The organism is Pseudomonas sp. MPR-R2A5, from assembly GCF_058793055.1.
This window is the reverse complement of sequence record NZ_JBXAFK010000002.1, coordinates 30,808-51,880: the sequence shown is the minus strand read 5'-3', so window position 1 is coordinate 51,880 and position 21,073 is coordinate 30,808. Positions and strand designations below refer to the sequence as shown.

18 protein-coding genes, 1 tRNA gene and 2 pseudogenes are annotated in these 21,073 nt (G+C 56.2%); 8 read left to right on the top strand and 13 right to left on the bottom strand.

Annotation, left to right across the window (positions count from 1 at the left end):
- The first annotated feature begins 25 nt into the window (after positions 1–25).
- Together AC1Q6I_RS01670 and AC1Q6I_RS01665 are read left to right on the top strand one after the other, a co-directional pair.
- Entirely contained in the window at positions 26–538 is a 513-nt protein-coding gene (locus AC1Q6I_RS01670) for a sigma-70 family RNA polymerase sigma factor (RefSeq protein WP_069076667.1), read from the top strand.
- Complete coding sequence (locus AC1Q6I_RS01665; RefSeq protein WP_069076666.1) at positions 531–1,268, top strand: anti-sigma factor family protein; 738 nt, start codon at positions 531–533, stop codon at positions 1,266–1,268. Before AC1Q6I_RS01670 ends, AC1Q6I_RS01665 begins: the two co-directional genes overlap by 8 nt.
- 142 nt (positions 1,269–1,410) lie before the next feature.
- Here AC1Q6I_RS01665 and AC1Q6I_RS01660 read toward each other — a convergent pair whose 3' ends face one another.
- The 8 genes from AC1Q6I_RS01660 to AC1Q6I_RS01625 form a co-directional block, all read right to left on the bottom strand.
- Entirely contained in the window at positions 1,411–1,770 is a 360-nt protein-coding gene (locus AC1Q6I_RS01660; RefSeq protein WP_227496815.1) for an NADPH-dependent F420 reductase, read from the bottom strand.
- Positions 1,771–1,854: 84 nt separating this feature from the next.
- Complete coding sequence (locus tag AC1Q6I_RS01655; protein WP_102623997.1) at positions 1,855–2,418, bottom strand: hypothetical protein; 564 nt, start codon at positions 2,416–2,418, stop codon at positions 1,855–1,857.
- A gap of 257 nt (positions 2,419–2,675) precedes the next feature.
- A complete protein-coding gene (locus AC1Q6I_RS01650) occupies positions 2,676–3,386 on the bottom strand; it encodes a sulfotransferase family protein (RefSeq protein ID WP_069076664.1) in 711 nt (236 codons plus the stop codon).
- Between the two features lie 4 nt (positions 3,387–3,390).
- Positions 3,391–4,722: an ABC transporter ATP-binding protein gene (locus AC1Q6I_RS01645; RefSeq protein WP_102623996.1), complete on the bottom strand. Its 1,332-nt coding sequence runs from the start codon at positions 4,720–4,722 to the stop codon at positions 3,391–3,393.
- Between the two features lie 479 nt (positions 4,723–5,201).
- Positions 5,202–6,101: a LysR family transcriptional regulator gene (locus tag AC1Q6I_RS01640; RefSeq protein ID WP_024076452.1), complete on the bottom strand. Its 900-nt coding sequence runs from the start codon at positions 6,099–6,101 to the stop codon at positions 5,202–5,204.
- A gap of 207 nt (positions 6,102–6,308) precedes the next feature.
- Positions 6,309–7,451: an FAD binding domain-containing protein gene (locus AC1Q6I_RS01635; protein ID WP_102623995.1), complete on the bottom strand. Its 1,143-nt coding sequence runs from the start codon at positions 7,449–7,451 to the stop codon at positions 6,309–6,311.
- Positions 7,452–7,503: 52 nt separating this feature from the next.
- Positions 7,504–8,616, bottom strand: a complete 1,113-nt coding sequence (locus AC1Q6I_RS01630) for an alkene reductase (protein ID WP_102623994.1) — start codon at positions 8,614–8,616, stop codon at positions 7,504–7,506.
- Between the two features lie 37 nt (positions 8,617–8,653).
- Entirely contained in the window at positions 8,654–9,298 is a 645-nt protein-coding gene (locus AC1Q6I_RS01625; RefSeq protein ID WP_102623993.1) for a DsbA family oxidoreductase, read from the bottom strand.
- 350 nt (positions 9,299–9,648) lie between these two features.
- On the opposite strand from AC1Q6I_RS01625, the gene AC1Q6I_RS01620 reads away from it, so the two are divergent.
- From AC1Q6I_RS01620 to AC1Q6I_RS01610, 3 genes are read left to right on the top strand one after another with little or no spacing between them, the layout of a single operon-like run.
- A complete protein-coding gene (locus AC1Q6I_RS01620) occupies positions 9,649–10,923 on the top strand; it encodes a c-type cytochrome (protein WP_102623992.1) in 1,275 nt (424 codons plus the stop codon).
- Entirely contained in the window at positions 10,920–11,384 is a 465-nt protein-coding gene (locus tag AC1Q6I_RS01615) for a (2Fe-2S)-binding protein (protein ID WP_024076457.1), read from the top strand. The genes AC1Q6I_RS01620 and AC1Q6I_RS01615 overlap by 4 nt, the downstream gene beginning before the upstream one ends.
- Positions 11,381–13,636, top strand: a complete 2,256-nt coding sequence (locus AC1Q6I_RS01610; protein WP_102623991.1) for a xanthine dehydrogenase family protein molybdopterin-binding subunit — start codon at positions 11,381–11,383, stop codon at positions 13,634–13,636. Before AC1Q6I_RS01615 ends, AC1Q6I_RS01610 begins: the two co-directional genes overlap by 4 nt.
- Positions 13,637–13,873: 237 nt before the next feature.
- On the opposite strand, the gene AC1Q6I_RS01605 is transcribed toward AC1Q6I_RS01610, so the two are convergent.
- Positions 13,874–14,806, bottom strand: coding sequence for a LysR family transcriptional regulator (locus tag AC1Q6I_RS01605; protein WP_102623990.1), 933 nt, complete (start codon positions 14,804–14,806; stop codon positions 13,874–13,876).
- A gap of 13 nt (positions 14,807–14,819) precedes the next feature.
- On the bottom strand, positions 14,820–16,052 hold the full coding sequence (locus AC1Q6I_RS01600; RefSeq protein WP_102623989.1) for an MFS transporter: 1,233 nt from the start codon (positions 16,050–16,052) through the stop codon (positions 14,820–14,822).
- Positions 16,053–16,292: 240 nt separating this feature from the next.
- Between AC1Q6I_RS01600 and AC1Q6I_RS01595 the strand changes: the two are divergent.
- A pseudogene (locus AC1Q6I_RS01595) lies at positions 16,293–16,544 on the top strand (integrase); the annotation flags it as partial.
- 78 nt (positions 16,545–16,622) lie between these two features.
- Here AC1Q6I_RS01595 and AC1Q6I_RS01590 read toward each other — a convergent pair.
- Positions 16,623–16,762 (bottom strand) — tRNA-Ser (locus AC1Q6I_RS01590).
- A 78-nt stretch (positions 16,763–16,840) separates the two neighbouring features.
- On the opposite strand from AC1Q6I_RS01590, the pseudogene AC1Q6I_RS01585 reads away from it, so the two are divergent.
- A pseudogene (locus tag AC1Q6I_RS01585) lies at positions 16,841–18,293 on the top strand (tyrosine-type recombinase/integrase).
- Positions 18,294–18,849: 556 nt separating this feature from the next.
- The gene (locus AC1Q6I_RS01580) at positions 18,850–19,521 is read left to right on the top strand and encodes a hypothetical protein (RefSeq protein WP_102623988.1); all 672 of its coding nucleotides are present in this window, start codon (positions 18,850–18,852) and stop codon (positions 19,519–19,521) included.
- 35 nt (positions 19,522–19,556) lie between these two features.
- Here the strand turns inward: AC1Q6I_RS01580 and AC1Q6I_RS01575 are convergent, their stop codons facing one another.
- Together AC1Q6I_RS01575 and AC1Q6I_RS01570 are read right to left on the bottom strand one after the other, a co-directional pair.
- Entirely contained in the window at positions 19,557–19,928 is a 372-nt protein-coding gene (locus tag AC1Q6I_RS01575; RefSeq protein ID WP_102623987.1) for a type II toxin-antitoxin system RnlB family antitoxin, read from the bottom strand.
- Positions 19,925–20,974: a type II toxin-antitoxin system RnlA family toxin gene (locus tag AC1Q6I_RS01570; protein ID WP_102623986.1), complete on the bottom strand. Its 1,050-nt coding sequence runs from the start codon at positions 20,972–20,974 to the stop codon at positions 19,925–19,927. Before AC1Q6I_RS01570 ends, AC1Q6I_RS01575 begins: the two co-directional genes overlap by 4 nt.
- Between the last annotated feature and the right edge of the window lie 99 nt (positions 20,975–21,073).

The following is a 21,073-nucleotide window of genomic DNA, read 5'->3' as shown; positions in this document are numbered from 1 at the left end:
GAGGTGTGACGGTGCGGAACCGACCATGAAGCAATTCGAGGAACTGATAGCGCCCCATCTGGACGCCGCCTACAACCTCGCGCGCTGGCTGACCGGCAACGACAGCGCCGCGCGCGACGTTGTGCAGGAAAGCGCGTTGCGCGCCTTCAGGTTTTTGCAGCGCTTTGCCGATGGCAATGCCAGGGCGTGGTTCCTGGCTATCGTGCGCAACGAAAGCTACACCTGGCTCAAAGCCTCGGCCGGGCGGCATTGGGTGGCCATCGAAGACGACATCGGCGAGCATGAAGGCGCACTCAGCCACAGCCAGACCCCGGAATTGCTGGCCATTCACACCGAAAACGTCGCGTTGCTCCAGCAAGCCCTCAGCGCCCTGCCGCCAGCGTATCGCGAGGTGATCGTGCTCAAAGAACTCGAAGACCTGCCCTACAAAGACATCGCCCTGGTGGCCGACATTCCGATGGGCACCGTCATGTCGCGACTGGCCCGGGCGCGCGCGATGCTCAAGATTGAATTACTGAAGTTGCACGATCATGAATGAGCTTGATTGCCCGGTTTGCCGGGTTCGGTTGCAAGGTTATGTGGATCAGGAACTGGATCCTGCTTTGGCTGCGGATGTGTCTGCGCATCTGGTTTTGTGCAGGGAATGCGCGCGGGTGTGTGAAGAAGTAAAAGCGCTGAAGGTCAGCGTGAAGCGCCATGCTGCGTATTACCCGGCGCCGGCAGCGTTAGCCACCCGTATCTTCGCGCCTGAAGCACCTGCCATTGGCCTAATGGAACGCTGGCGGAAATGGCTCGCCCCAGCGTTCTCTGCGACGACGTTGGCGCTGGCCGCGATGCTTTACATCGCAACGCCCGACGGCGAACAACCGCTGATGGACGAAGCCGTCTCCAGCCACGTGCGCTCGCTGATGGGCGAACACCTCAACGACGTCGTTTCCTCCGACCGTCACACCGTCAAACCGTGGTTCGCCGGCAAACTCGACTTCTCGCCACCGGTGGTCGACTACACGGCGCAAGGGTTTGTGCTGCTGGGCGGACGCCTTGATTATCTGCAACACCAGACCATAGCAGCACTGAGCTATGGCCGGGCGAAACACATTATCAACGTGTTCATACTGCCCACCCCCGAAGCTGACAAACCTCAGCAAACCCAATCAATCCGAGGCTTCAACGTCGTCTCGTGGCAAGCTAAGCACATGCGCTACGTCCTTGTTTCCGATGTAGAAAAAGGCGAACTGCAGACCCTCGGCCAACTCATCCAGAACTGAAGACAGATAAGTACGCCCATAGGGAGAGGGCATGACCACTACACCCCACGCGCGTAATGCCAGATGCCAGTCCCGGGAATCACTCGTCAACGGCAGTCCGGTCTCCCGGGGAAAATACTGCGCGTTATTCAGCGTTGTGCGATCAGATCTTGATGAAGTTCTGCGCAGACAGCGAGCCAAAAGGCAGCGATGCCAGATGCCCACCAACGTCAAGCGACCCCAGGTCAACGGGATAGAAGCCGGTCTCTTCAATGATCTTACGCACGTCTGCCTTTGCGGCTGCATCATCGCCTGAGTAGAACAAGACGCGCTTGCCGCCCGCCACTTCCGGCTCCGCCAGCACTGCCACATCAAGGTGGTTGAAGGCTTTGACAACCCGCGCGCCTGGGACGAACTGAGCGAATACCTCGCTCGAATACTTGCCACCCAGATCGACCGCCTTGATTCCATAGGTCGCGAGTGGGAAGAGGCAAAACGACATCACGCTCGATTGGGTTTTCATTAGTACCGATATTTCCCGCCAGATGCAAAAAGCCCAGCGTGGGGCTGGGCTGTCAGATCTGCCATTGGCCTTCTCGGAAGCCTGCTACTTCAAAATCTCATACCAGATCCGCGCATTCACCAGCATTCTGACTGCGTTGACTTTGTCGATCGCATACTGCGGGGCTGTCTCCCAAGGTAGCGAACTGCCTGTAAAAACCAACAGCGGCTCATTCGTGCCGCGCTCAAGCACCAGTCGAGCGTTAATAGATGTGAACTCAGGCTTGGCATTCAACGTATCGCGCATAATCAGGCGCTGCATTGGCGGAAGCTGACTCCAGGCAACAAACTCTTTGATCGGCTCCAGCCCAGCTGGAAATGTGTCGCGATGTAAGGTATTTCCAAACGTCTTATAAACTTGCCCCATGTCATCAGTGAAGTCGATCCATTGATTGTTATCGGCTATCCGTGCGGGCAGCATTGTATTCCGAAAATTGGGATTAGAACTCAGCATGCCTGACTCACCATCAAAGTGACTGTACTTAATGTCCGTTCGACTGAACTCATAAAAGCGCAAGGTTGCATACTTGTCGAAAGTCGACACAGCTGAGCAGCCAGGCAGCAGGAGCGAGGGAATAACGAGCGACAACGCTATCAAGATTTTACGCATGGGCATCCTTGCGATTCAGGCGGATAGTGCAACTTGGACTCCAAGCACTGTACCCAGTACCCAACCAGGCATCCAGCGCGCATGGAATGCCAGTGACGGCTGATCCGGGAGCGATAGTGCGCTACATCAGCGGGTCAGTGGGGCTGGATGCGTCGTCAACCAGAACACTGCTGCTAAACTTATCCACAATTGCTGGGGCAAAAATCAGCAATCCGTCCTGGGTCAATTATCAATCGGCTGGGTGGGTCAGCTTTCCGTCAGCGCCAACACCTGTTCTTCCAGTCTGAGAAGTCAGCCTCGAGCAGCTCGCTCAATGCGTCGATCTTGTCAGCATAGAGCCGATGCAACACTTGCAACAATTCCGGTCGGATAGCAGATTTGTAGCCCTCGAAGACCGGCCGAGATAACTCGGGACGATGAGTCTCGGAGAAAAACTCACCCAAGCCAATGTGACTCAGTACCCTGTTGGCGAAACCAACGGGGTCGTGCGCAATCGTTTCGTAGCGAGAAATCAAAAAGCTCTCACGAGGATAGACCGACATCCAGTTTCTCAAGCAGTTGGCGTAGTCACCACGCTGCAACGATCCCTGCGATTTGAAATGATCAATGAACCACTGATCAGACGCTTCACAAAACTCCATTTCGGCTCGGCGCAGTGCCATCCTGGCAGAAGACCATGCTCGCTCAATCGGATTTCGCATCAGATAAACGATACGTAAGCTGGGAAAGTATTGGTGCACTTCACGAATCCGGTCGAGTGGCAGAATTGCATAGGCAGGAGTGATGTCGCCATTGCAGCGTTCCTCACTGAACAAACTGCTGTACCAGCCAACACCATTCAGGTAGTGAGCATCCCAGAAGTGAACTTCCTTGCCAGCTGGAAAGCTTACACTTGGATGCTTGCTCAACACTTCGTATAACCAGCTAGTGCCGCTTTTCTGGGCACCAATTCCGATAAACCTTAACATCCAATCACTCTACCAAAGACCATTCCGGCGCACATGAGAAATCCACGAGACCAAGCCCGAACTGCTTGCTTTCCGCACTCACGCGAAAGCACAACGCATCGACGACGCGATGAAGATGGTGGAATCCCTCACCACAATCCCCGGATACGCCAGCATTGAGAAAATACAATCCTTCATTGAGGCGACAGACAAAACTGTACTCCACCGACAGCACGGAACCGGATGAAACAACCACGATTCCCTCTGCGATCTGCTTGGCTGAAGTAGCCCCTCCCAACTCCACGCCAGTGGGAGTCTTGATCAGCATACCAAAACGGACATTCCTAGCATCACGATCAAAGCGCACACGGTAGGTATAGCGATAAGTTTCTCCTGCCTTGAGACAATTAACCTTTTGCCCTTGGATGTTGAGTAACTGAGGATCAGAGATCAATGCACCACGAGATTCATAAGACAGCACAGTCTTGGAAACAAGGTGCGGATCGAAATATCCCGCCATTTCCTGACATGGCTCATCCACTTCTCCAGGCTCAGCCAACTCGGGACTCGGAGGCGCCTCGATACCAGCCAACATTTGTTCGCGCATGACCTTGGCTTTGTCGGCAGGAGCGTTCAGCAGCCGCTGATACTTACCAACCACTGATTTGGGCGTGCCTTCAGTAATTTTTTTACCACCATCCAGCAGAATCGCCCGGTCACACAGGCTCACAACCGTATTACTTGCATGGGAAACGAACAAAATGGTCGCACCTTGGGCCTTGATAGCCTCGATCCGCGCATAGCATTTGCGCTGGAAGAGCTCATCCCCCACAGCCAGCGCCTCATCGACAATCAGGATCTGCGGGTCGACATTGATAGCCACAGCAAAAGCCAGCCTCACCATCATGCCACTGGAGTAATTCTTGACCGGCTGATCTATGAAGTCTTCAATCTCTGCAAAGGCGAGTATGGACTCAAAGCGTGCTGCAGTTTCCGCATTGGAAAGTCCAAGTATGGAAGCATTCATGTAAACATTCTCTCGCCCACTGAACTCGGGATTGAAACCCGACCCCAACTCTAGCAGCGCGGCAATACGGCCATGTGTAGTTATCTCACCGGAAGTAGGGGTCAGAGTGCCGCAAATCATCTGCAACAACGTAGATTTTCCACTCCCATTGCGACCAACAATGCCAACTGTCTCGCCTTTATTTATTACAAAAGAAACATCATCTAGCGCCACAAACTCCTTATAGTGCTTTTCCCTACTGAACATCTGCAGCAGACGCGCGCGCGGGCTGGCGTATATTCGAAAATGCTTGCTAACACTTTTAACCTGTATTGAAAACTCAGAACACATCTGCAAAACCTTTACGCGCGATTTGGAAGAAAGCAAATCCTGCCCAGAGACACACCAAGGAGATCACCAAGTATTTTGTCAAGCCGATGAAGTCCGACATTCTGCCCCAAATCAAAACATCGCGCGCCTGTTCAATCACAAAAAGTCAAAGGATTAGCCATGATCAGAGGCTGAACGGAAGCTGGCAGGCCTCACGCACATGAAAAAGGCCAATGCTGTGAACATTGGCCTAAGTCATTGAAAAATATGGTCGGGACGGAGTGATTCGAACACTCGCCCCCCTAGCACCCTTGCCCACCCCGATAAGACTGTTTGAGCTGCCAACTGCGTCATGCTGACGTCCTGTTCTAAACGAAATTTTTTGTCAGTGGCCGCGGGATGCTGCGTTGACGACCGGGGGCAGTTGATGGATGCCACTGTACGAACTCAAGCACGCGGGGAAATGTGCAACGCGGTCTTGCCTGATGCACGAGACGCGCTTAGGGCGTGATTATTTCCTGAAGAAACGCTATGAATACATTGATGCGACTGGAGCCACGATGGTTGGGCAGATACAGCGCATTGATGCAGGTGCTTGCACTGCCTGGGTTGACCTCATATTGCTCCAACACCCGCGTCAGCCGACCTGCACTGACATCCTCACGTACCAGCCAATCGGCCAACAGCGTCACCCCGCCACCGGCCAAGGCAGCCTCGCGCAGAATGTCGGCATTGTTGCTTTGCAGCCGCCCCTGCACATTCAAGCGGATGACGTCCTCATCCCCCTGGAATGTCCATTGGTGGTGGCCCATGCGGTAATCGAAACGTAAGCACTGGTGCTCCAGCAAGTCGCAAGGGTGTCGGGGCAGTCCGGTTCGTGCCAGGTATTCGGGACTCGCCACAACCCAGCGCTGGAACTCGCCCAACTGCCTGCTGATGATGTCGTCACTGACAACCGATGAACCGAGACGTACTGACACATCAATTTGTTCGCTGAGCAGGTCACTGATCTCGTCGCTCAGCAAGAGACTGATTTCCAGACCGGGATGGCGTTCAAGCAGCCGCCCCAAGTGCGGGGCGATGATTCGCCGGCCGAACTCCACCGGGACACTGACCCGCAGACGCCCCTGAGCTTCGCTGCCACGATCGGCAACGACGGCATCCGCTTCATCGATGGCCTCCAGGATCGCCACGGCCTTATCGAAATAGTGCTGCCCCGCCACTGTGACGCTCGTATTGCGCGTGGTGCGGTTGAGCAGGCTGGCGCCCAACTCACTTTCCAGCCCCGCGACCTGCCGCGTCACCGACGACGTGGAGATGCCGAGCTTACGCGCTGCAGATGAGTACCCCCCACAGCGTACCGTTTCGACAAACATTTTCAGCGCAAGCAACTTGTCCATGAACGGACTCCGAAATCGAAAGGTAAAGGTGGCGACTGTGCATGACCAGGCAATGGGAATCTTGCATGGCTGTGCTCAATGGCCTGATTAAAGAGGCCTGCGACCCTACAATTGATCGGATGACAATCAAAAAACGACAAATAACCGATTGATCAATAGAGTGGCATCCCGGGGCAGGTACAGGTTGGCCGGTGTGAACCGCACCCATCAGGCTTGCGCGATGCCCATGATCCGATTGCCCATATTCACTCCCCAATCCGCCATGCGCTTGCCTTCTGCAAGTTGCTGTCGCTGCCAGGCCAGCAGTGCATGATCGAGGTCGCCGCTGTCATCGATTGTTTGCGCCAGGGACAGTGCATTGCGGGCGGCCTTGGCCGTGCTTCCGGCGGTATGAGGACGCGGCACAAAAGCGGCATCCCCCGTCAACAGCACACGGCCAAACACCATTTGCGGGACGTTGAGATCAAGGATCGCCTGCACAAAAATATCCTTGGTCTGGCGAATCAGTTCCCGAAAAGCCGGGTTCGCCTGCCGCTCACCCATTTCCCGAATGTAAGCATCCTGCCCCGTGGCCAAGGCCCCGGGTGGAATGGAGTGACTACGCCGATGGCCATTGCGGTCAGTGAGCACAGCGTCCAGTTCCGGCCCTTGTGCAGCTTTCAAATACCACAGCCAATTGAACCGACGCTCGCCAGGATTAACGGAGCCATTCACGCCCGGGACCATGTATTCCAGCATCAGCGATTCGGGGTCCTGTTGAAAAACAAAGTCCTCGTAAAGCTGCGTTTTGGCGAAGTCTGGAAGTTGCTCTTCATCGACCAGCCCACGCCACACCACATACCCCGAATAAGTAGGTACCGCTCCAGGCAGCACCATGCTTCGTACGGTTGAACCCGCGCCATCGGCACCAATCAGCAGGTCACCCTCTGCACTGCCGCCATCTGCAAAAGTCGCAGTCACCCTGTGCTCATTCTGGGTCAGATCCACCAACGTCTTGCCACGGTGATAATGCTCGGCAGGAAACGCAGAAAATAACGCGCTGTATAGCGTATTCCAGGACGTCTGGGTTTGCGGCATCGGCTCTTTATGCACGATGCTACCGACTCGATCCAGATAGAGACGATCATGGGACCGGACGCCGAGCGCCCCTGCCGGATGAATGCCCGCATAGCGAAAATGGTGCAGGACATCCGCCTGCAAAACGATGCCCCCGCCACGACTGTTCATCGCCGCAGGGGATCGCTCGTAAATATCGACCTGCCAACCAATCGCGCGTAACGCCGTGGCGGCGAACAGCCCTCCCAGGGAACCACCAATGACCAAGGCCTTCGGAACACCTGAACGCTTCATTACCTTTCTCCTCGTTGCCGGGTGATTTCCCCGGCTGCGGTTTAGCGTTGCGTTATGCCAACACCGGATAGTCGATGTACCCCTTGGCGTCGCCGCCAAAAAAGCTGTTGCCGTCAGCCACGTTGAGTTCGTTGCGACCGCGCAAGCGAGCCGGTAAGTCGGGGTTGGCAATGAACGGGCGACCAAACGCAATGAGGTCCGCACGCCCCTGCACAATGGCCTGTTCGGCCGTTTCGCCGGAGTAGCCTCCCGCCAACATCAGAACGCCGTGGAAGTCATTACGCAGTTGCTTGATGATCGCGTCCCAGCGTGGGTCGTTACTTTCATCGAGCACTGTGCCAACCATCATCGGTTCTACCAGGTGCAGGTACGCGAGATTCCAGTGATTGAGCCGGGATGCGATGTAGCCAAAGGTTTGTTCCGGGGTGTCATCGCCCATCCCCATGAAACGTCCCATCGGTGTCAGGCGGACAGCTACGCGTTCGGCGCCTACTTGCGCGGTCACGGCGTCCACGACTTCAAGCAGCAACCGGGCACGGTTTTCGATACTTCCCCCGTAGCGATCACTTCGCTGATTGCTGGCGCTGTTGATGAATTGGTCGAGCAGGTAACCATTGCCGGCGTGAATTTCCACACCGTCCATACCCGCCAGGATCGCGTTGCGAGCGGCCTTGCGGAAGTCGGCAACGATCGCTTCGATCCCGGGAATGTCCAGCGCTTGAGGGACAGGTACATCACCCCATACGCCCTCGCCCTCTTCATTGAGGATGAAGGTCTTGCCGGGCACCGGTTGCGCGGTCGGCGCCACCGGCAAGCCGCCGCCAGGCTGGAACACCGGATGCGACACTCGCCCCACATGCCAGAGCTGCAGGAAAATGCGCCCGCCTTCTGCGTGCACGGCCTCGCTGACCGCCTTCCAGCCCTGGATCTGCTCGTCGCTATGGATGCCGGGGGTCCAGGCGTAACCCTGGCCCTGCTGCGAAATCTGCGTAGCCTCGGTAATGATCAATGCGGCACTGGCACGCTGACGGTAGTACTCGACGTTCATCGATGTCGGTACGTTGCCAGGTTGCCCCGCCCGCGAACGAGTCAGAGGCGCCATGGCGACGCGGTGCTTGAGGGTGAGTTGGCCAAGTTTGATCGGGCTGAACAAGTGATGAGTCATGATGATTTCCTGAATGAATAGGGATTGGAAAAACGCCTTAAGCGGCTTCGCTTCGTTTCAGTATCCGGGTCATTATTTCGACGGGCTGGGCGCCACTGATCACGTCATCTGCGATCTGAATGCTGGGCACCGAGCGCACACCGGATGCCTTGGTTTGGGCTTCGAGCTTCAAGACTTCAGCCGTGCCTTCATCGGACTTGAGAAAGTCGACAATGACCGCTCGGTCCTGCCCGGTTTCGGCAGCGATGTCGGCCAGTATCGTGAGGTCGCCGATATCCCGCCCCTCGCCGAAGTACGCCTTGAAAATGGCCTTGACCAGCGTCGACGCGTCTCGACCCGCCTGTTGCTCGCGCCATACCAACCGATGCGCGGCCAGGGTGTTGGGCGTTTTTTTGACTCGCTCGTAATCGAACTCAAGCCCGACCGCCTTACCGGCGTGGGTGACCTGTGCGTCCATCGCCTGGCTACGTGCCCAACTGCCGAATTTGCCAGAGCGATAGACTTTGCGATCCATGCCTTGAACGGGCATGTCAGGGTTCAACTGATAAGGCAGGAAGCCGATGGGGCGGTCCGTTGATAAACCCGAAGCGGCCAGAGCGCGTTCGAGATGTTCCTCTCCGATCCAGCACCATGGGCAGATGAAGTCGTAAGTCACTTGAATTGAGGATGAGTGCAAACTCATGACGGTCTCCGTGGTTGAGTGTTTCACCCCCCCAAGGTAGGGGCCGGAGCGCCGCCAGAGAATCCGTCGATTGCACAACGTAGCTTTTCGCAAAACGCAACGATGTGCCGATCACGCCTTCGGCGCGCCACGGTCCTTGAGCGCCTGTCTTTGGACAGGGGCGCACGCTGCGCGAGTTAACGGTTGTTGATTCGGTCACCGTTGCGCCTGGCGCAATGTAGCGTTGCGCCTTGATGGGGTACTCCATCACAAGCGCCCTCTCTAAGCTCACGTCATGGAAAATCGCCGTACGCCCATCGCACGCGGCGGATTGAAAAATCTGTCGTTAATTCAGCTCGAGAGGTAAGGCGATGAAGCGCAAAACGATCATCGGTGTCGTTCTGGCGATCGGCGTCGTGGGGTTAGGGTTTGCGTTCTGGATGATGTGGAGGCCGGAAATTGCCACGGTCAGCCAGCCCCTGAAGGCCGATCGCGAAACCCTGGACAGAGGCCGCCGCGTCGTCGAAGCCGGAGACTGTGCGGTCTGTCACACACGGCCAGGAGGCGCCTACATGGCCGGCGGTTTGCCGCTGGTAACGCCTTTCGGAACCCTCTTCACCACCAACATTACCCCGGACCCGGAGTCCGGTATCGGAAAGTGGTCGCTGGACGCCTTTGAACGGGCCATGCGTGAAGGCATCGCGCGTGACGGCCATTTCCTCTATCCGGCGTTCCCCTACGTGCATTATCGAAAGATGAGCGACGCCGATATCGCCGACGCCTATGCCTACCTGATGAGCGTGGACCCGATCACATACACCGCGCCGCAGAACCACATGGTCTTCCCCATGAACTTCCGTCCGCTGGTGTCCTTCTGGAACTTGTTGTTCCTGCATGGAGATCCGCTGGAGCCACTTCCCAACCAGTCAGCACAATGGAACCGCGGACGCTACCTGGTCGAGGGAGCGGGACATTGTTCATCCTGCCATTCGCCCCTGAATCTGATTGGCGGGGAAAAAAGCAGCGAACGGTTCAACGGTGGTGTCGTCGACGGCTGGACAGCCCCTGCCCTGCGCGGAATGACCGAGGCGCAACACCCCTGGAACGAAGCCCAGTTGGTCGCCTATCTGACGGGCGAGGTCGCCGAAGGACACGGCGCAGCAGCGGGCCCGATGTTGCCGGTCAGTCTGAGCATCGCGCAATTGCCGACGGAAGATGCCCATGCCATCGCGCAGTACATTCTCGACCTCAAGAAAACCTCATCGGATGCCCCATCGCCGCCCTGCACTTCTGGGGTCAAGCCCAGCGCCAGAGCACTTATGGGCGCCTCATTGTTCGACGGCGCCTGCGCGAGTTGCCACGGCGGCGCGGCGCCGATGCGCGTCATTGAATCGCGGCCGGCGCTGGCGAACACCTCGGCGGTGATGGCGGACTCGCCACGCAATTTGATCCAGACCATCCTGCAGGGCATCCCCATGTCCAGCGCCGCTTCCAGCCACTACATGCCTGCCTTCGCCCCTAGCCTGGACGACACCCATGTGGCCGCACTTGCCGAGTACTTGCGCAACCAAAGTTGCGCGAACCGTCCCTGGACGGATCTCGACAAGACCATCAAAAGCATTCGGGCTCAGGAGCAGCAACCGTGATCACACTCGATATCAACGGCAAGACTCACGAACTGGACATCGCGGACGACATGCCCTTGCTGTATGCCTTGCGCAATCAAGTGGGGCTCAACGGCGCCAAATACGGCTGCGGTCTGGGTCAATGTGGCGCCTGCACGGTGCTAGTGAACGACAAACCGGTGTTTTCCTGCCTGACGCCCTGCGGCGCGCTGGCGGGCAAATCGGTGCGCACGGTCGAGAGCCTCGGCAGCGCTGACCAACCGGGCGCCTTGCAGAAAGCCTTTATCGAGGAACAGGCGGCCCAGTGCGGCTATTGCATCGCGGGAATGATCGTCCGCGCACAGGCGCTATTGGAAGCCAACCCCCATCCGGACGATGAAACGATCCGTCGCCACATGGCACCCAACTTGTGCCGCTGCGGCACCCATGTGCGAATCCTCGCCGCTATCAAGTCGGTCATCGCGCAAGGGGGCAAGGTATGAAAACCTCAACGCAAAAAGTCGATCTGAGCCGCCGCGCATTCATGATAAATGGCGCATTGGTGATGGGGTTCGCACTGCTCCCGGCCATTCCTCGCGCCTTCGCCGACACTGAAGTAGACACCTTGGGGACAGAGATCCTCGCCCCCGACCTGCCGGGCAGCCTGCGCGCCACTCCTCACCTGGACGCCTGGATCCGCATTGATGCGAAAGATGGCATCACCGTCTACACCGGCAAAGTGGAACTGGGCACTGGCGTCAAAACTGCGCTCCTGCAGATCGCCGCCGAGCGGCTGGAAGTGCCGCCCACGCTCATCCGTTTTCTCACCGCCGACACCGCACTGACCCCCAATGAAGGGTATACCGCCGGCAGCCATACGATCGTCGACAGCGGCACCGCGCTGTTCAACGCCGCGGCCCAGGTGCGTCAATTGTTGCTCGAGTCCGCGGCACGGCAATGGCATCTCAACGTCGACAGCCTGACCACGCGGGACGCGGTGATCTACGATGCGCAAGGCCGCAGCATGACCTACGCACAAGCCGTGGCAGGGGTCCAACTGCATCGTTTTGCATCGGCCAACTCGCCCTTCAAGCCAGCCAGCCGTTTCACCCTGATCGGCCAATCACTGCCTCGACTGGACATCCCGGCCAAAGTCAGCGGCGGTGCAGCCTACGTGCAGGATATGCGCCTGCCCGATATGCTGCATGCCCGCGTGATACGGCCACCCCGGCGCGGCAGTCAGCTTCTGGAGATTGACGAGGCCGCCCTCGGGAAACTGCCCGGTGAGGTGAAACTGATCCGCAACGGCAGCTACCTTGCCGTGGTCGCCACCGATGAATGGCTGGCGGTCAAAGCAATGCGCGAGGGCTATGCCACGGCCCGCTGGACAGCAGGTAACCCGCTGCCCGACTCGACACACATCCATCAACTCCTCACCGAATTGCCGGCGCGACGCTACCCGGTGAGTGCCAAGGGTGACCTCCCGCAACCGACACCACACGCCTACAAGGCCCGGGTGACCAAGCAATACCTGATGCACGGCTCCATCGGCCCCTCCTGCGCAGTGGCCTGGTTCAAGGACGGCACACTGACCGTGTGGACCCACTCTCAAGGTGTCTATCCATTGCGCGCAGGTATCGCCGAGATGGTCGGCCTGCCGGTGGCTCAGGTGCGGTGCATCCACGCTGAAGGCTCCGGTTGCTATGGCCACAACGGCGCCGATGACGCCGCCGCCGACGCCGCGCTGATCGCCATGGCCATTCCCGGCAAGCCGATACGGGTGCAATGGATGCGCGAACAGGAAAATCTCTGGGAGCCCTACAGCTCGGCCATGCTTGCCGAAGTGGAAGCAGGACTGGACGACAGCGGGCGGCTTCGCGACTGGACATACGAACTCTGGAGTACGCCGCACAACGAACGTATCGTCAACGCCGGGCGCCTGTTGCCGGCGTGGCTGTTGGCCAATCCCTTCACCCCGGCGCCTTCGGTGCCGATCGCTCAGCCCGAAGGCGACGGCGACCGCAATGCCGTTCCGTTGTATGAGATACCCAACCTGAAGGTCGATCTGAATTTTGTACTGACCATGCCATTCAGGACCTCGGCCATGCGTTCGCTCGGTGCCCATATCAACATCTTCGCCATCGAGAGCACCGTCGATGAACTGGCGGCCAGGGCCACCGTCGACCCGGTACAATTTCGCCTGAATCACTTGAGCGATCCGCGAGCACGGGCAGTGGTGGAGCGCGTGGCCGCTGAGTTCCGCTGGCCGCAAAAAGCAACGGGCCCCGGCAGCGGAGTCGGCTTTGCCTTTGCCCGCTACAAAAACATCATGGGTTACTGCGCAATCGCCGTGCAGTTGCATGTGCAGCGCCAGACTGGACAGGTGACGATTGATCGCGTTGTCGCCGCCGTCGACGTGGGGCAAATTGTCAGCCCCGACGGGCTGCTCAATCAGATCCAGGGTGGCATCGTGCAGTCCGCCAGTTGGACGCTCTATGAGCGAATCCTCTATGACGCCAGCGGCATGCACAGTTTCGACTGGAGCGGCTATCCGATCATGCGTTTTCCGGATTTGCCGCAACAGGTCGAGGTCCACCTGATTGATCAGCCGGATCAGCCATTTCTTGGTGCGGCGGAAATCGTCCAGGGCCCCATGGCCGCAGCACTGGGCAATGCCATCAACGATGCCACCGGCAAGCGCTTGCTCGATCTGCCGCTGGCGCGACGTGGCTGGCAGGAGGCGCTGGGGTCATGACCGATCCGGGCGGTGTCGACTTTATGCCCTTCGGCCACAAGTCAGCCAGCCGATGCCGGCGAAACGTCTGAATCGGTAGCCAGGCGCACGCTCATGAGCGCCTGGCGCTCATGCAGCAACCCGTTAACGCGAACACGAGGAATCCCACTGATATACCTCGTCGTACACGCGGTCTATCAGTTCCTCTTTGCTGGGGAAATATCGATAGAGTTTTGCAGGTGCTTGAGCATTTCAATGCTATCTCCTGACAGCATCGTTCGAAAACGAGCCTTCAGGCCCTAGCAATTCGCTGATGAAATCGATAAACGCATTGACGCGCTTGGAGCCACGATGATTGGGAAGATACAGTGCGGAAATGGCCGAACTAGCATCGTTCGGATTGATAACAAAGGACTCGAACAATGAAGTCAAATCACCGCTGCCAATATCGTCGTTGACGAGCCAGTCAGGTAACAGAGCCACTCCACCGCCCGCCAACGCAACCTCACGCAAAACCTCGGCATTGTTGCTTTTGAAGCGGCCCTCAATCGGTACTCGAGTCTCCTCACCTTCCTTCAGGAAAGTCCACACCTGTTGCTTTGGGCCGTAACTGAAACGCAGGCACTCGTGCTGCATGAGGTCCATGGGATGTTCAGGAAAGCCATGTGCATTCAGGTACTCGGCACTGGCCACCACCCGGCGCTTGAAATGACCGACGGGACGACTGACGACACCATCCATGGCGGCTGCCGATCCCAATCGAATCGCCAGATCGACGCGCTCCCCCAGTAATTCAACGATGTCATCGGAGAGCGTCATGTCCAACACAAGTTGAGGGTATCGCTTCAACAGCGAGGCAATATGAGGTGCAATCAGACGACGCCCCAGCGCTACGGGCACGGAAATACGAAGATGGCCCGCAGGGAGTTCCCCGCGGTCACTGACCGAGGCATCCGCCTCGGCGACAGCATTGAGCACTTCCCGCGCTTTCAAGTAGTAGGCGGCCCCGGCATCTGACAATGAGATTTGACGCGTGGATCGATTAAGCAAGACAGCGCCCAGTTCCGCCTCAAGCCCATCGATCATCCGAGTCACAGAAGACGTCGCCAGGCCTAACTGTCGAGCGGCAGAAGAAAAGCCCTTCGAATCCACAGCCTGGACGAACATCTTCAATGCGAGCAGCTTGTCCATGACACTCCTTGACTCAACCGTTGTTCATATTGAGCATTGTGCCAGTTCGGGTCCGACGAGAAACCACCGAGAAGACGACTAGAGCTACCAGCGACAATGCGCTTCCCACCGCAGCAATTGCCAGCCAGCCGGCATGTTCATAAAGCAAACTGGCTACCGAAGAACCGATTGCACCCCCAATAAAGATACTGATCATGTACAACGCATTCAGACGGCCTCTGTTGGCAGTGCCCAATGCATAGACAGCTCGCTGGCCAAGCACCATGTTCATTTGCACTGCAAAATCCAGTGCTATCCCGGTGACGGCCAACCCAATCACACCGTAAAAGGGATTGATGAAGGCCGGAAGGAAACTCAATACACCCAGCACCATGGCCACCTGCGACGCTCGTCGAGTATGGCCTGCATCGGCAAGACGGCCACTGATAGGTGCGGCAATGGCACCGATGGCGCCAACCAGAGAGAAAATCGCAATCTGACTTTGCGTGAGGCCGAACTCACGACTCAATATCAATGGCACAGCGGTCCAGAACAAACTGAACGCCGCAAACATCAGCCCTTGATAGAGCGCGCGCTGACGCAGCACGGGCTCGCGGCAAAACAGTTGGCCCAGGGACATCAGCAATTGGCCGTACGAGGCACGATGGGTCGGTTGCCATTTAGGCAGGGTCATGCCAATCACGATGGCGATAACGAGCATCAAGGCGGCGGCCCCGACAAACACCACCCGCCAGCCCAAATGATCGGCAACCAGGCTCGACAGCGGCCGCGCCAGCAGAATCCCTAGCAGCAAGCCCCCCATAATCCCGCCAACCACCCGACCGCGAGACTCTTCCGATGCCAGATGTGCCGCCAACGGAATAAGCATCTGCACGGAGACTGAGCTGAAACCGATGAGTGCCGACACCACTAGAAATACACTCGGCTGCTTGGATAAACCGGCGGCGACCAGGCTGAAGATCGTAATCACGATCGTCGCGATCATCAGCCGACGGTTTTCTACCAGGTCCGCCAAGGGCACCAGGAAAAACAATCCGAGCGCATAACCAATCTGGGTCAGCGAAACGATGAAACTCGCGCTCCCACTCGACATGCCGATATCCGGGGCGATCAAGCTAATAATCGGTTGTGCGTAATAGATGTTGGCCACGATGGCACCGCAACAAAAAGCAAATAGAAGCACCAGCCCCTTTGTCATTGATGCTTTTTGTATCGTCGCTGCTGTATCACGTGTAGAAAGGTCCATGCCATAGACTCCTGAGGTTCGACAGCGGTGACCTTCCAACGAAGGTCACTCGCATTCATGTTTGCCAGGCCAACAACATAGGCGGCAGTGCACCTCGAGAGAATATGGCCGGGACGCAACGTCGCGTTGCGTCGTGCGCAAGAGATGCCCGGGCTGAGTCGATAACAGCAACTTCACACCTCAGGTTTGGACGCCATCAGAGCGCCCTATTGATATGTCCAAATTCATTAGGCCGGCTCATATTTGACGCGAGCGCTCAAGGCGGTCAGCGAGGCGGCGAGCGGCTACGCGGGCTGGAAGGAAGAGGAGATGCCAGGCTTCCACGAAGTGCGAGCTCTGTCGGTGCACCTGTAAGAGAAAGCCGGAAAGGATGAGCAAAAGATCACTGGTCATGCGAGCGAGGGCATGACCAAAAACTACCAGCGGGACCACGATGAAATCATCTGGGCAGAAGCAATCCCGGACCTGAATATCAGTGAAATCACCGGGTAGTTTTGCGCTGATTTTGCCCAGGCACAAAAAAGCCGATCTGTTAGATCGGCTCAATTGTCTGATTTTACTCAGGAATAATGGTCGGGACGGAGTGATTCGAACACTCGACCCCTAGCACCCCATGCTAGCTATTGGCGAATTTCAGCGGATCGCTAAATACCCAAAAAGAATCCACCGAGCTAGTATCTACGAGGGCTCCAGTACTCCACCACGCCCAGCACCGTCCAACGAAATCCATCGGTAGCTGACGTTTCTGTGGGGGTAAATGTGGGGGTGTTTTTTTGGAGGGAAAAGTCATGACCAAACTCCCCGCCAAAGAACTGGAGTCATTAGACGCGAACGATGCAGGTCGAGTGCTCAGGGAAGACGGTGGTCTCTCTGGCAAGGTTCAACTCAAGAAAAAATGTATTACCGTCGCGTTCTATTACCAGTTCCGATGGGAAGGGAGATTCACCGATATTTCGTGCGGGACATGGCCAGGCACATCACTACCGGAAATACGCAAAATACGGAACATCGCCCGCGACCTTGTAGCGACCGGAGTGACCCCCAACGATCATAAACGAGCCGAAAAAGCGCGAATCCGAGCAGAGGTCAACGCTCAACTTGTCGCCGCCGAAACGCTAAAGGCAAAGGGACTGACCTTAGGAGATATGGCAGAAAAATGGCTTCTGAATGGCGTAGCGAGGAAAGATGGTAACGCTGAAATGCGCCGACGCTTCACCAAGGACCTGTACCCCACACTGAAAAACAAGACATTGTCTTCCGTATGAACACGACTTACGGAGCGTGGCGCGAACCGTCGTCGGTCGCGGCGCCAATCGACAGGCCATTGGTTTGTTTGCCGATATCACTCAGATGTTTGCATGGGCAAAAAAGCGCCAACCCTGGCGGGCTCTGCTGGTTGATGGCAACCCGACCAACCTTATTGAGATTAATAAGCTGATCCCGTCTGACTACGAAGAGGAAAGAAGCCGTATTCTCTCGCCTGGTGAGTTGTTGGAATTGCACAAGCGCTTCCAGCAAATGACTATCGACTACAGCACCCTCCCCGCAGGCCAAAAATACGAGGGCATTCGGCCGTTGAAAAAGGAGCCCCAACTCGCGCTCTGGATCAGCCTGGGCACCTTGTGCCGGATCGGCGAGTTGCTGCAGGCCGAATGGAGGAATGTCAATCTGGATCAGCAAACCTGGTTTATCCCGAGCGAAAACGTCAAAGGCTCCCGGGGCAAGAAACAAGACCATCATGTCTTCCTCTCCCCCTTTGCCCTGCATTTCTTTCAGGAACTCAAGACCCTGACGCGACATTCCCAGTGGTGCTTTCCGAACAAGCAGGATGATGGGCATGTGGACGTGAAAGCGGTGAGTAAACAGGTCGGCGATCGCCAGGCTCGGGTCAAAAACCGCAAGGCCCTGTCACGACGGCGTCATGACAACACGCTGGTCCTGGCCGACGGCCAAAACGGTGACTGGACGCCGCATGACCTACGCCGTACGGGCGCAACCATGATGCAAGCCTTAGGTGTCAGCCTGGATGTCATTGATCGCTGCCAAAACCATGTACTGGCTGGCTCCCGGGTTAGGCGCCACTACCTCCATCACGACTATGCCGAAGAGAAGAAATGCGCCTGGAAAATGCTGGGTGATCGGCTTAGTGCCGTACGATCCTCAACCTACGAGCATCCGCCAACCGAGTCGATGATGTCTTTTCCAGCGTATACCGCGACAGGATTTCTACTGTCTTCATAAGTAGGCCTCTTTAGTGCTGAGTCCTCATAGTTTCGTGGACATCGCCGAGCGCTTTCCTCAGATAGGTCCCGGCCTGTTGACCCCGATGCCGAATTGACCCACGTGCCGATGTAAGACTAACCCACCTCAAAATCGGTACTAATCTCGAACAGGCAACGGTGCAAGGAGTCAGGCTGGGTCAGTGAATCTCGGCAACCAGGTCAATTTGGCGTCGGCACCCACAAGTTGAGTCTCTTCGACGTCGGCTGATCCGACTCCATGCCGGTTACCCGCAATACCCCATATCAACGAATCACGCCAGCCGGCGAGGATCCCGCATGAATACGTACCGACACACGTTCGTAGTCGTCTGCCCGTCCGACGGCGAAACCATTATATCGGCTTGAGTTGAGGTACTTGTCGATGATCCATGTCGAGCACATCCGGGCAGTTACCGCGCTGATCAAGAAGGGATGACACGAGCAGATCGCTGATCGACTGGCTGAATCCCTGGGCGGCGATCAAACCATCCTCGCCACGCACCAGGGCGTCGAGATCGAACAGTGAGGCTTAGCGGATGATTGCATACCACGACATGCCGGTCGCTGGCACCCGCCAGGACGGCGCCCGGTTCCTTGCCGGTCGGCATACCCTGATGCCGTTTCCGCGTCAGGACGATATGGGCATCGTTGCCGATGTCTGCCAGTCGTTCGTGTTCGACAACGGTGCGTTTTCGGTTTGGAAGAAAGGCGGCAAGCTGGATGTTGATGGCTACACCGCATGGATTGAGCAATGGCACCGGCATCCCGGTTTAGACTGGCCGCTGATCCCGGATGTCATTGACGGCGACGAGTCGGCCAACGACCCGCTTCTGGAAGCCTGCCCCAAAAAGTTACGCGGCGTGACGGTCCGGCACCTGCATGAGTCACTGGATAGGCTGCAGCGCCTGGCCATCGGCAGCACGGGCCAATGGGCACACCGGGGAACGGCCGTCTGCTGGAAGCGCATGGGTTCGGTGATGGATCCAATTTGCGATGACCAAGGCAGGTCAGCATGCCACCTCCACGGACTCAGGATGCTCGAACCTGCGACACTCCAGAATCTGCCCTTCGCATCAGCCGACAGCACAAACGCCGCGGTGAACGGCGGAAGCATCAGACGGTTCGGTATGTACGTACCACCTGCTGCGGGACAACGGGCTTGTGTCATGGCAGACAGAATCGAAGGATACAACAGTTCATCAATTTGAAGCGGGCCGCATTCGTCGACCTTGAGTTAATATAACTAGAACGGTATACCGCGACGCACCGCAAACTTCATAGCAGGTGTCAGTAATACATCATCTATAAGCTTCGCACTACGCTTTAGCATCTCAGCTGACACCTTACTGAAGCTCATGTATTCCATACTGGCTTCTTGAATACTGTCTATAGCAAATTTCTTTCCGTCGAATTGCGCCAAAAAATATCTATTAATTTTAGTGCCATTCGCCAGTAGAAGATCAAAAACAACAGCCCCCTTAACCGATTGCCTATCCAGCTCTTGAGAAATTTCTTCAAGACACTCAAAAGGGCTATGGTAATTGGCCGCCAAAATAAAAGCTGATACTCCCAAGCTATTAGGAAGCTCAGTACTTACCAAATAGTCAGATTTCATTTCATGAGTCTCTTAGAAGCCGCCTCGATTAATTCAAAAACCTTGCTAACTATAGCTTTTGCTGTCGAAAAATCCAGAATTCTACTGGTAGTGCTTGGTGCGTCCATATGAGCGGTTCGATGACGCTCCGCGCTATAGTAAGCATAGCATTCGTCTATCACCTCAGCGAGCGCTACGCCACCATTTGCAGTCACGTGAGTTGATTGATCCTTTCCCAACTTACCATCCCGAAAATAGTCACCAAAGGTAGACTGCTTAGCCGGGTGGAGGTTCCCTCGGATCAACAGATCCTTGACGAACCCTTCTAAACCGCGCAATGCAGGAAGAGCTACACATGAGTAGTCTTCTACAGGCAGTTCGATTTTCGCGAGCGCGAAAGCAGAGCTAAGTTGAATTCTTACTGCATCCGATATGAAACCGTGCGCAGCGGGAAGAACCGCTAAAAGCCCATCTTTAACTTGTTGAACAGTTAATTCTACAACGTAAATTTTTGACTGTGCCTTAATAACATCATCAAGCGAAAGAACCGAGCCAAGATAGTCACTAACAATCGCTGCGAGCTGCCTATACTTCCCCTGAAACTGAAGCGTACCCGAGTTATAATGCTTAATGACTAAGCTATCACCCAGAGAACCTACAACCCTGTACATCTTACACAGGGTGCCACCGTCAACCTCACTAACTTGGGCCCCTGCCTCCACCAGATAGTCTAGAATAGGCACAACATGTTCTGATGGAAAGCGTGGCAAAGACACATTCAAACTTGCCGGGGTAGGCGTAACACACTCCTCGATGATTTTATTCGCGAAGTGCTCAAATGTATCCGGACAATGACCCGCAGCCTTCCCCAAGGAAAAAACTCCTCCCGATACGGGAAAGATCTTCATAAGAAAAACGTTATCTTTAACATGAAACCGAAGATGCTGTTCTTTATCGTTCTTTTTTTCGAGAACAGGATTAGTTCCACCATGCCGCTCAATACATGGAGCGATACTATCAAAGTTAAGATTTAGGTCTTTGTACTTCTTAGCTTCGGACTTACTCATTTCTTAAATATTCCATCCATAGGAACGCAGATACTACTTGATCCAAATGATAGCGAAAAGCCTCCGCCATTTATTGGTGCTACCCACTCGTCAGATTTC

Bases quoted from the DNA above. Each gene is read 5' to 3' on its own strand.
- AC1Q6I_RS01605 (WP_102623990.1), bottom strand. From the start codon at position 14,806: ATGGACAAGCTGCTCGCATTGAAGATGTTCGTCCAGGCTGTGGATTCG.
- AC1Q6I_RS01655 (WP_102623997.1), bottom strand. From the start codon at position 2,418: ATGCGTAAAATCTTGATAGCGTTGTCGCTCGTTATTCCCTCGCTCCTG.
- AC1Q6I_RS01670 (WP_069076667.1), top strand. From the start codon at position 26: ATGAAGCAATTCGAGGAACTGATAGCGCCCCATCTGGACGCCGCCTAC.
- AC1Q6I_RS01640 (WP_024076452.1), bottom strand. From the start codon at position 6,101: ATGGACAAGTTGCTTGCGCTGAAAATGTTTGTCGAAACGGTACGCTGT.
- AC1Q6I_RS01625 (WP_102623993.1), bottom strand. From the start codon at position 9,298: ATGAGTTTGCACTCATCCTCAATTCAAGTGACTTACGACTTCATCTGC.
- AC1Q6I_RS01575 (WP_102623987.1), bottom strand. From the start codon at position 19,928: ATGAAATCTGACTATTTGGTAAGTACTGAGCTTCCTAATAGCTTGGGA.
- AC1Q6I_RS01610 (WP_102623991.1), top strand. From the start codon at position 11,381: ATGAAAACCTCAACGCAAAAAGTCGATCTGAGCCGCCGCGCATTCATG.
- AC1Q6I_RS01570 (WP_102623986.1), bottom strand. From the start codon at position 20,974: ATGAGTAAGTCCGAAGCTAAGAAGTACAAAGACCTAAATCTTAACTTT.
- AC1Q6I_RS01630 (WP_102623994.1), bottom strand. From the start codon at position 8,616: ATGACTCATCACTTGTTCAGCCCGATCAAACTTGGCCAACTCACCCTC.
- AC1Q6I_RS01645 (WP_102623996.1), bottom strand. From the start codon at position 4,722: ATGTGTTCTGAGTTTTCAATACAGGTTAAAAGTGTTAGCAAGCATTTT.
- AC1Q6I_RS01650 (WP_069076664.1), bottom strand. From the start codon at position 3,386: ATGTTAAGGTTTATCGGAATTGGTGCCCAGAAAAGCGGCACTAGCTGG.
- AC1Q6I_RS01635 (WP_102623995.1), bottom strand. From the start codon at position 7,451: ATGAAGCGTTCAGGTGTTCCGAAGGCCTTGGTCATTGGTGGTTCCCTG.
- AC1Q6I_RS01620 (WP_102623992.1), top strand. From the start codon at position 9,649: ATGAAGCGCAAAACGATCATCGGTGTCGTTCTGGCGATCGGCGTCGTG.
- AC1Q6I_RS01580 (WP_102623988.1), top strand. From the start codon at position 18,850: ATGATTGCATACCACGACATGCCGGTCGCTGGCACCCGCCAGGACGGC.
- AC1Q6I_RS01600 (WP_102623989.1), bottom strand. From the start codon at position 16,052: ATGGACCTTTCTACACGTGATACAGCAGCGACGATACAAAAAGCATCA.
- AC1Q6I_RS01665 (WP_069076666.1), top strand. From the start codon at position 531: ATGAATGAGCTTGATTGCCCGGTTTGCCGGGTTCGGTTGCAAGGTTAT.
- AC1Q6I_RS01660 (WP_227496815.1), bottom strand. From the start codon at position 1,770: ATGAAAACCCAATCGAGCGTGATGTCGTTTTGCCTCTTCCCACTCGCG.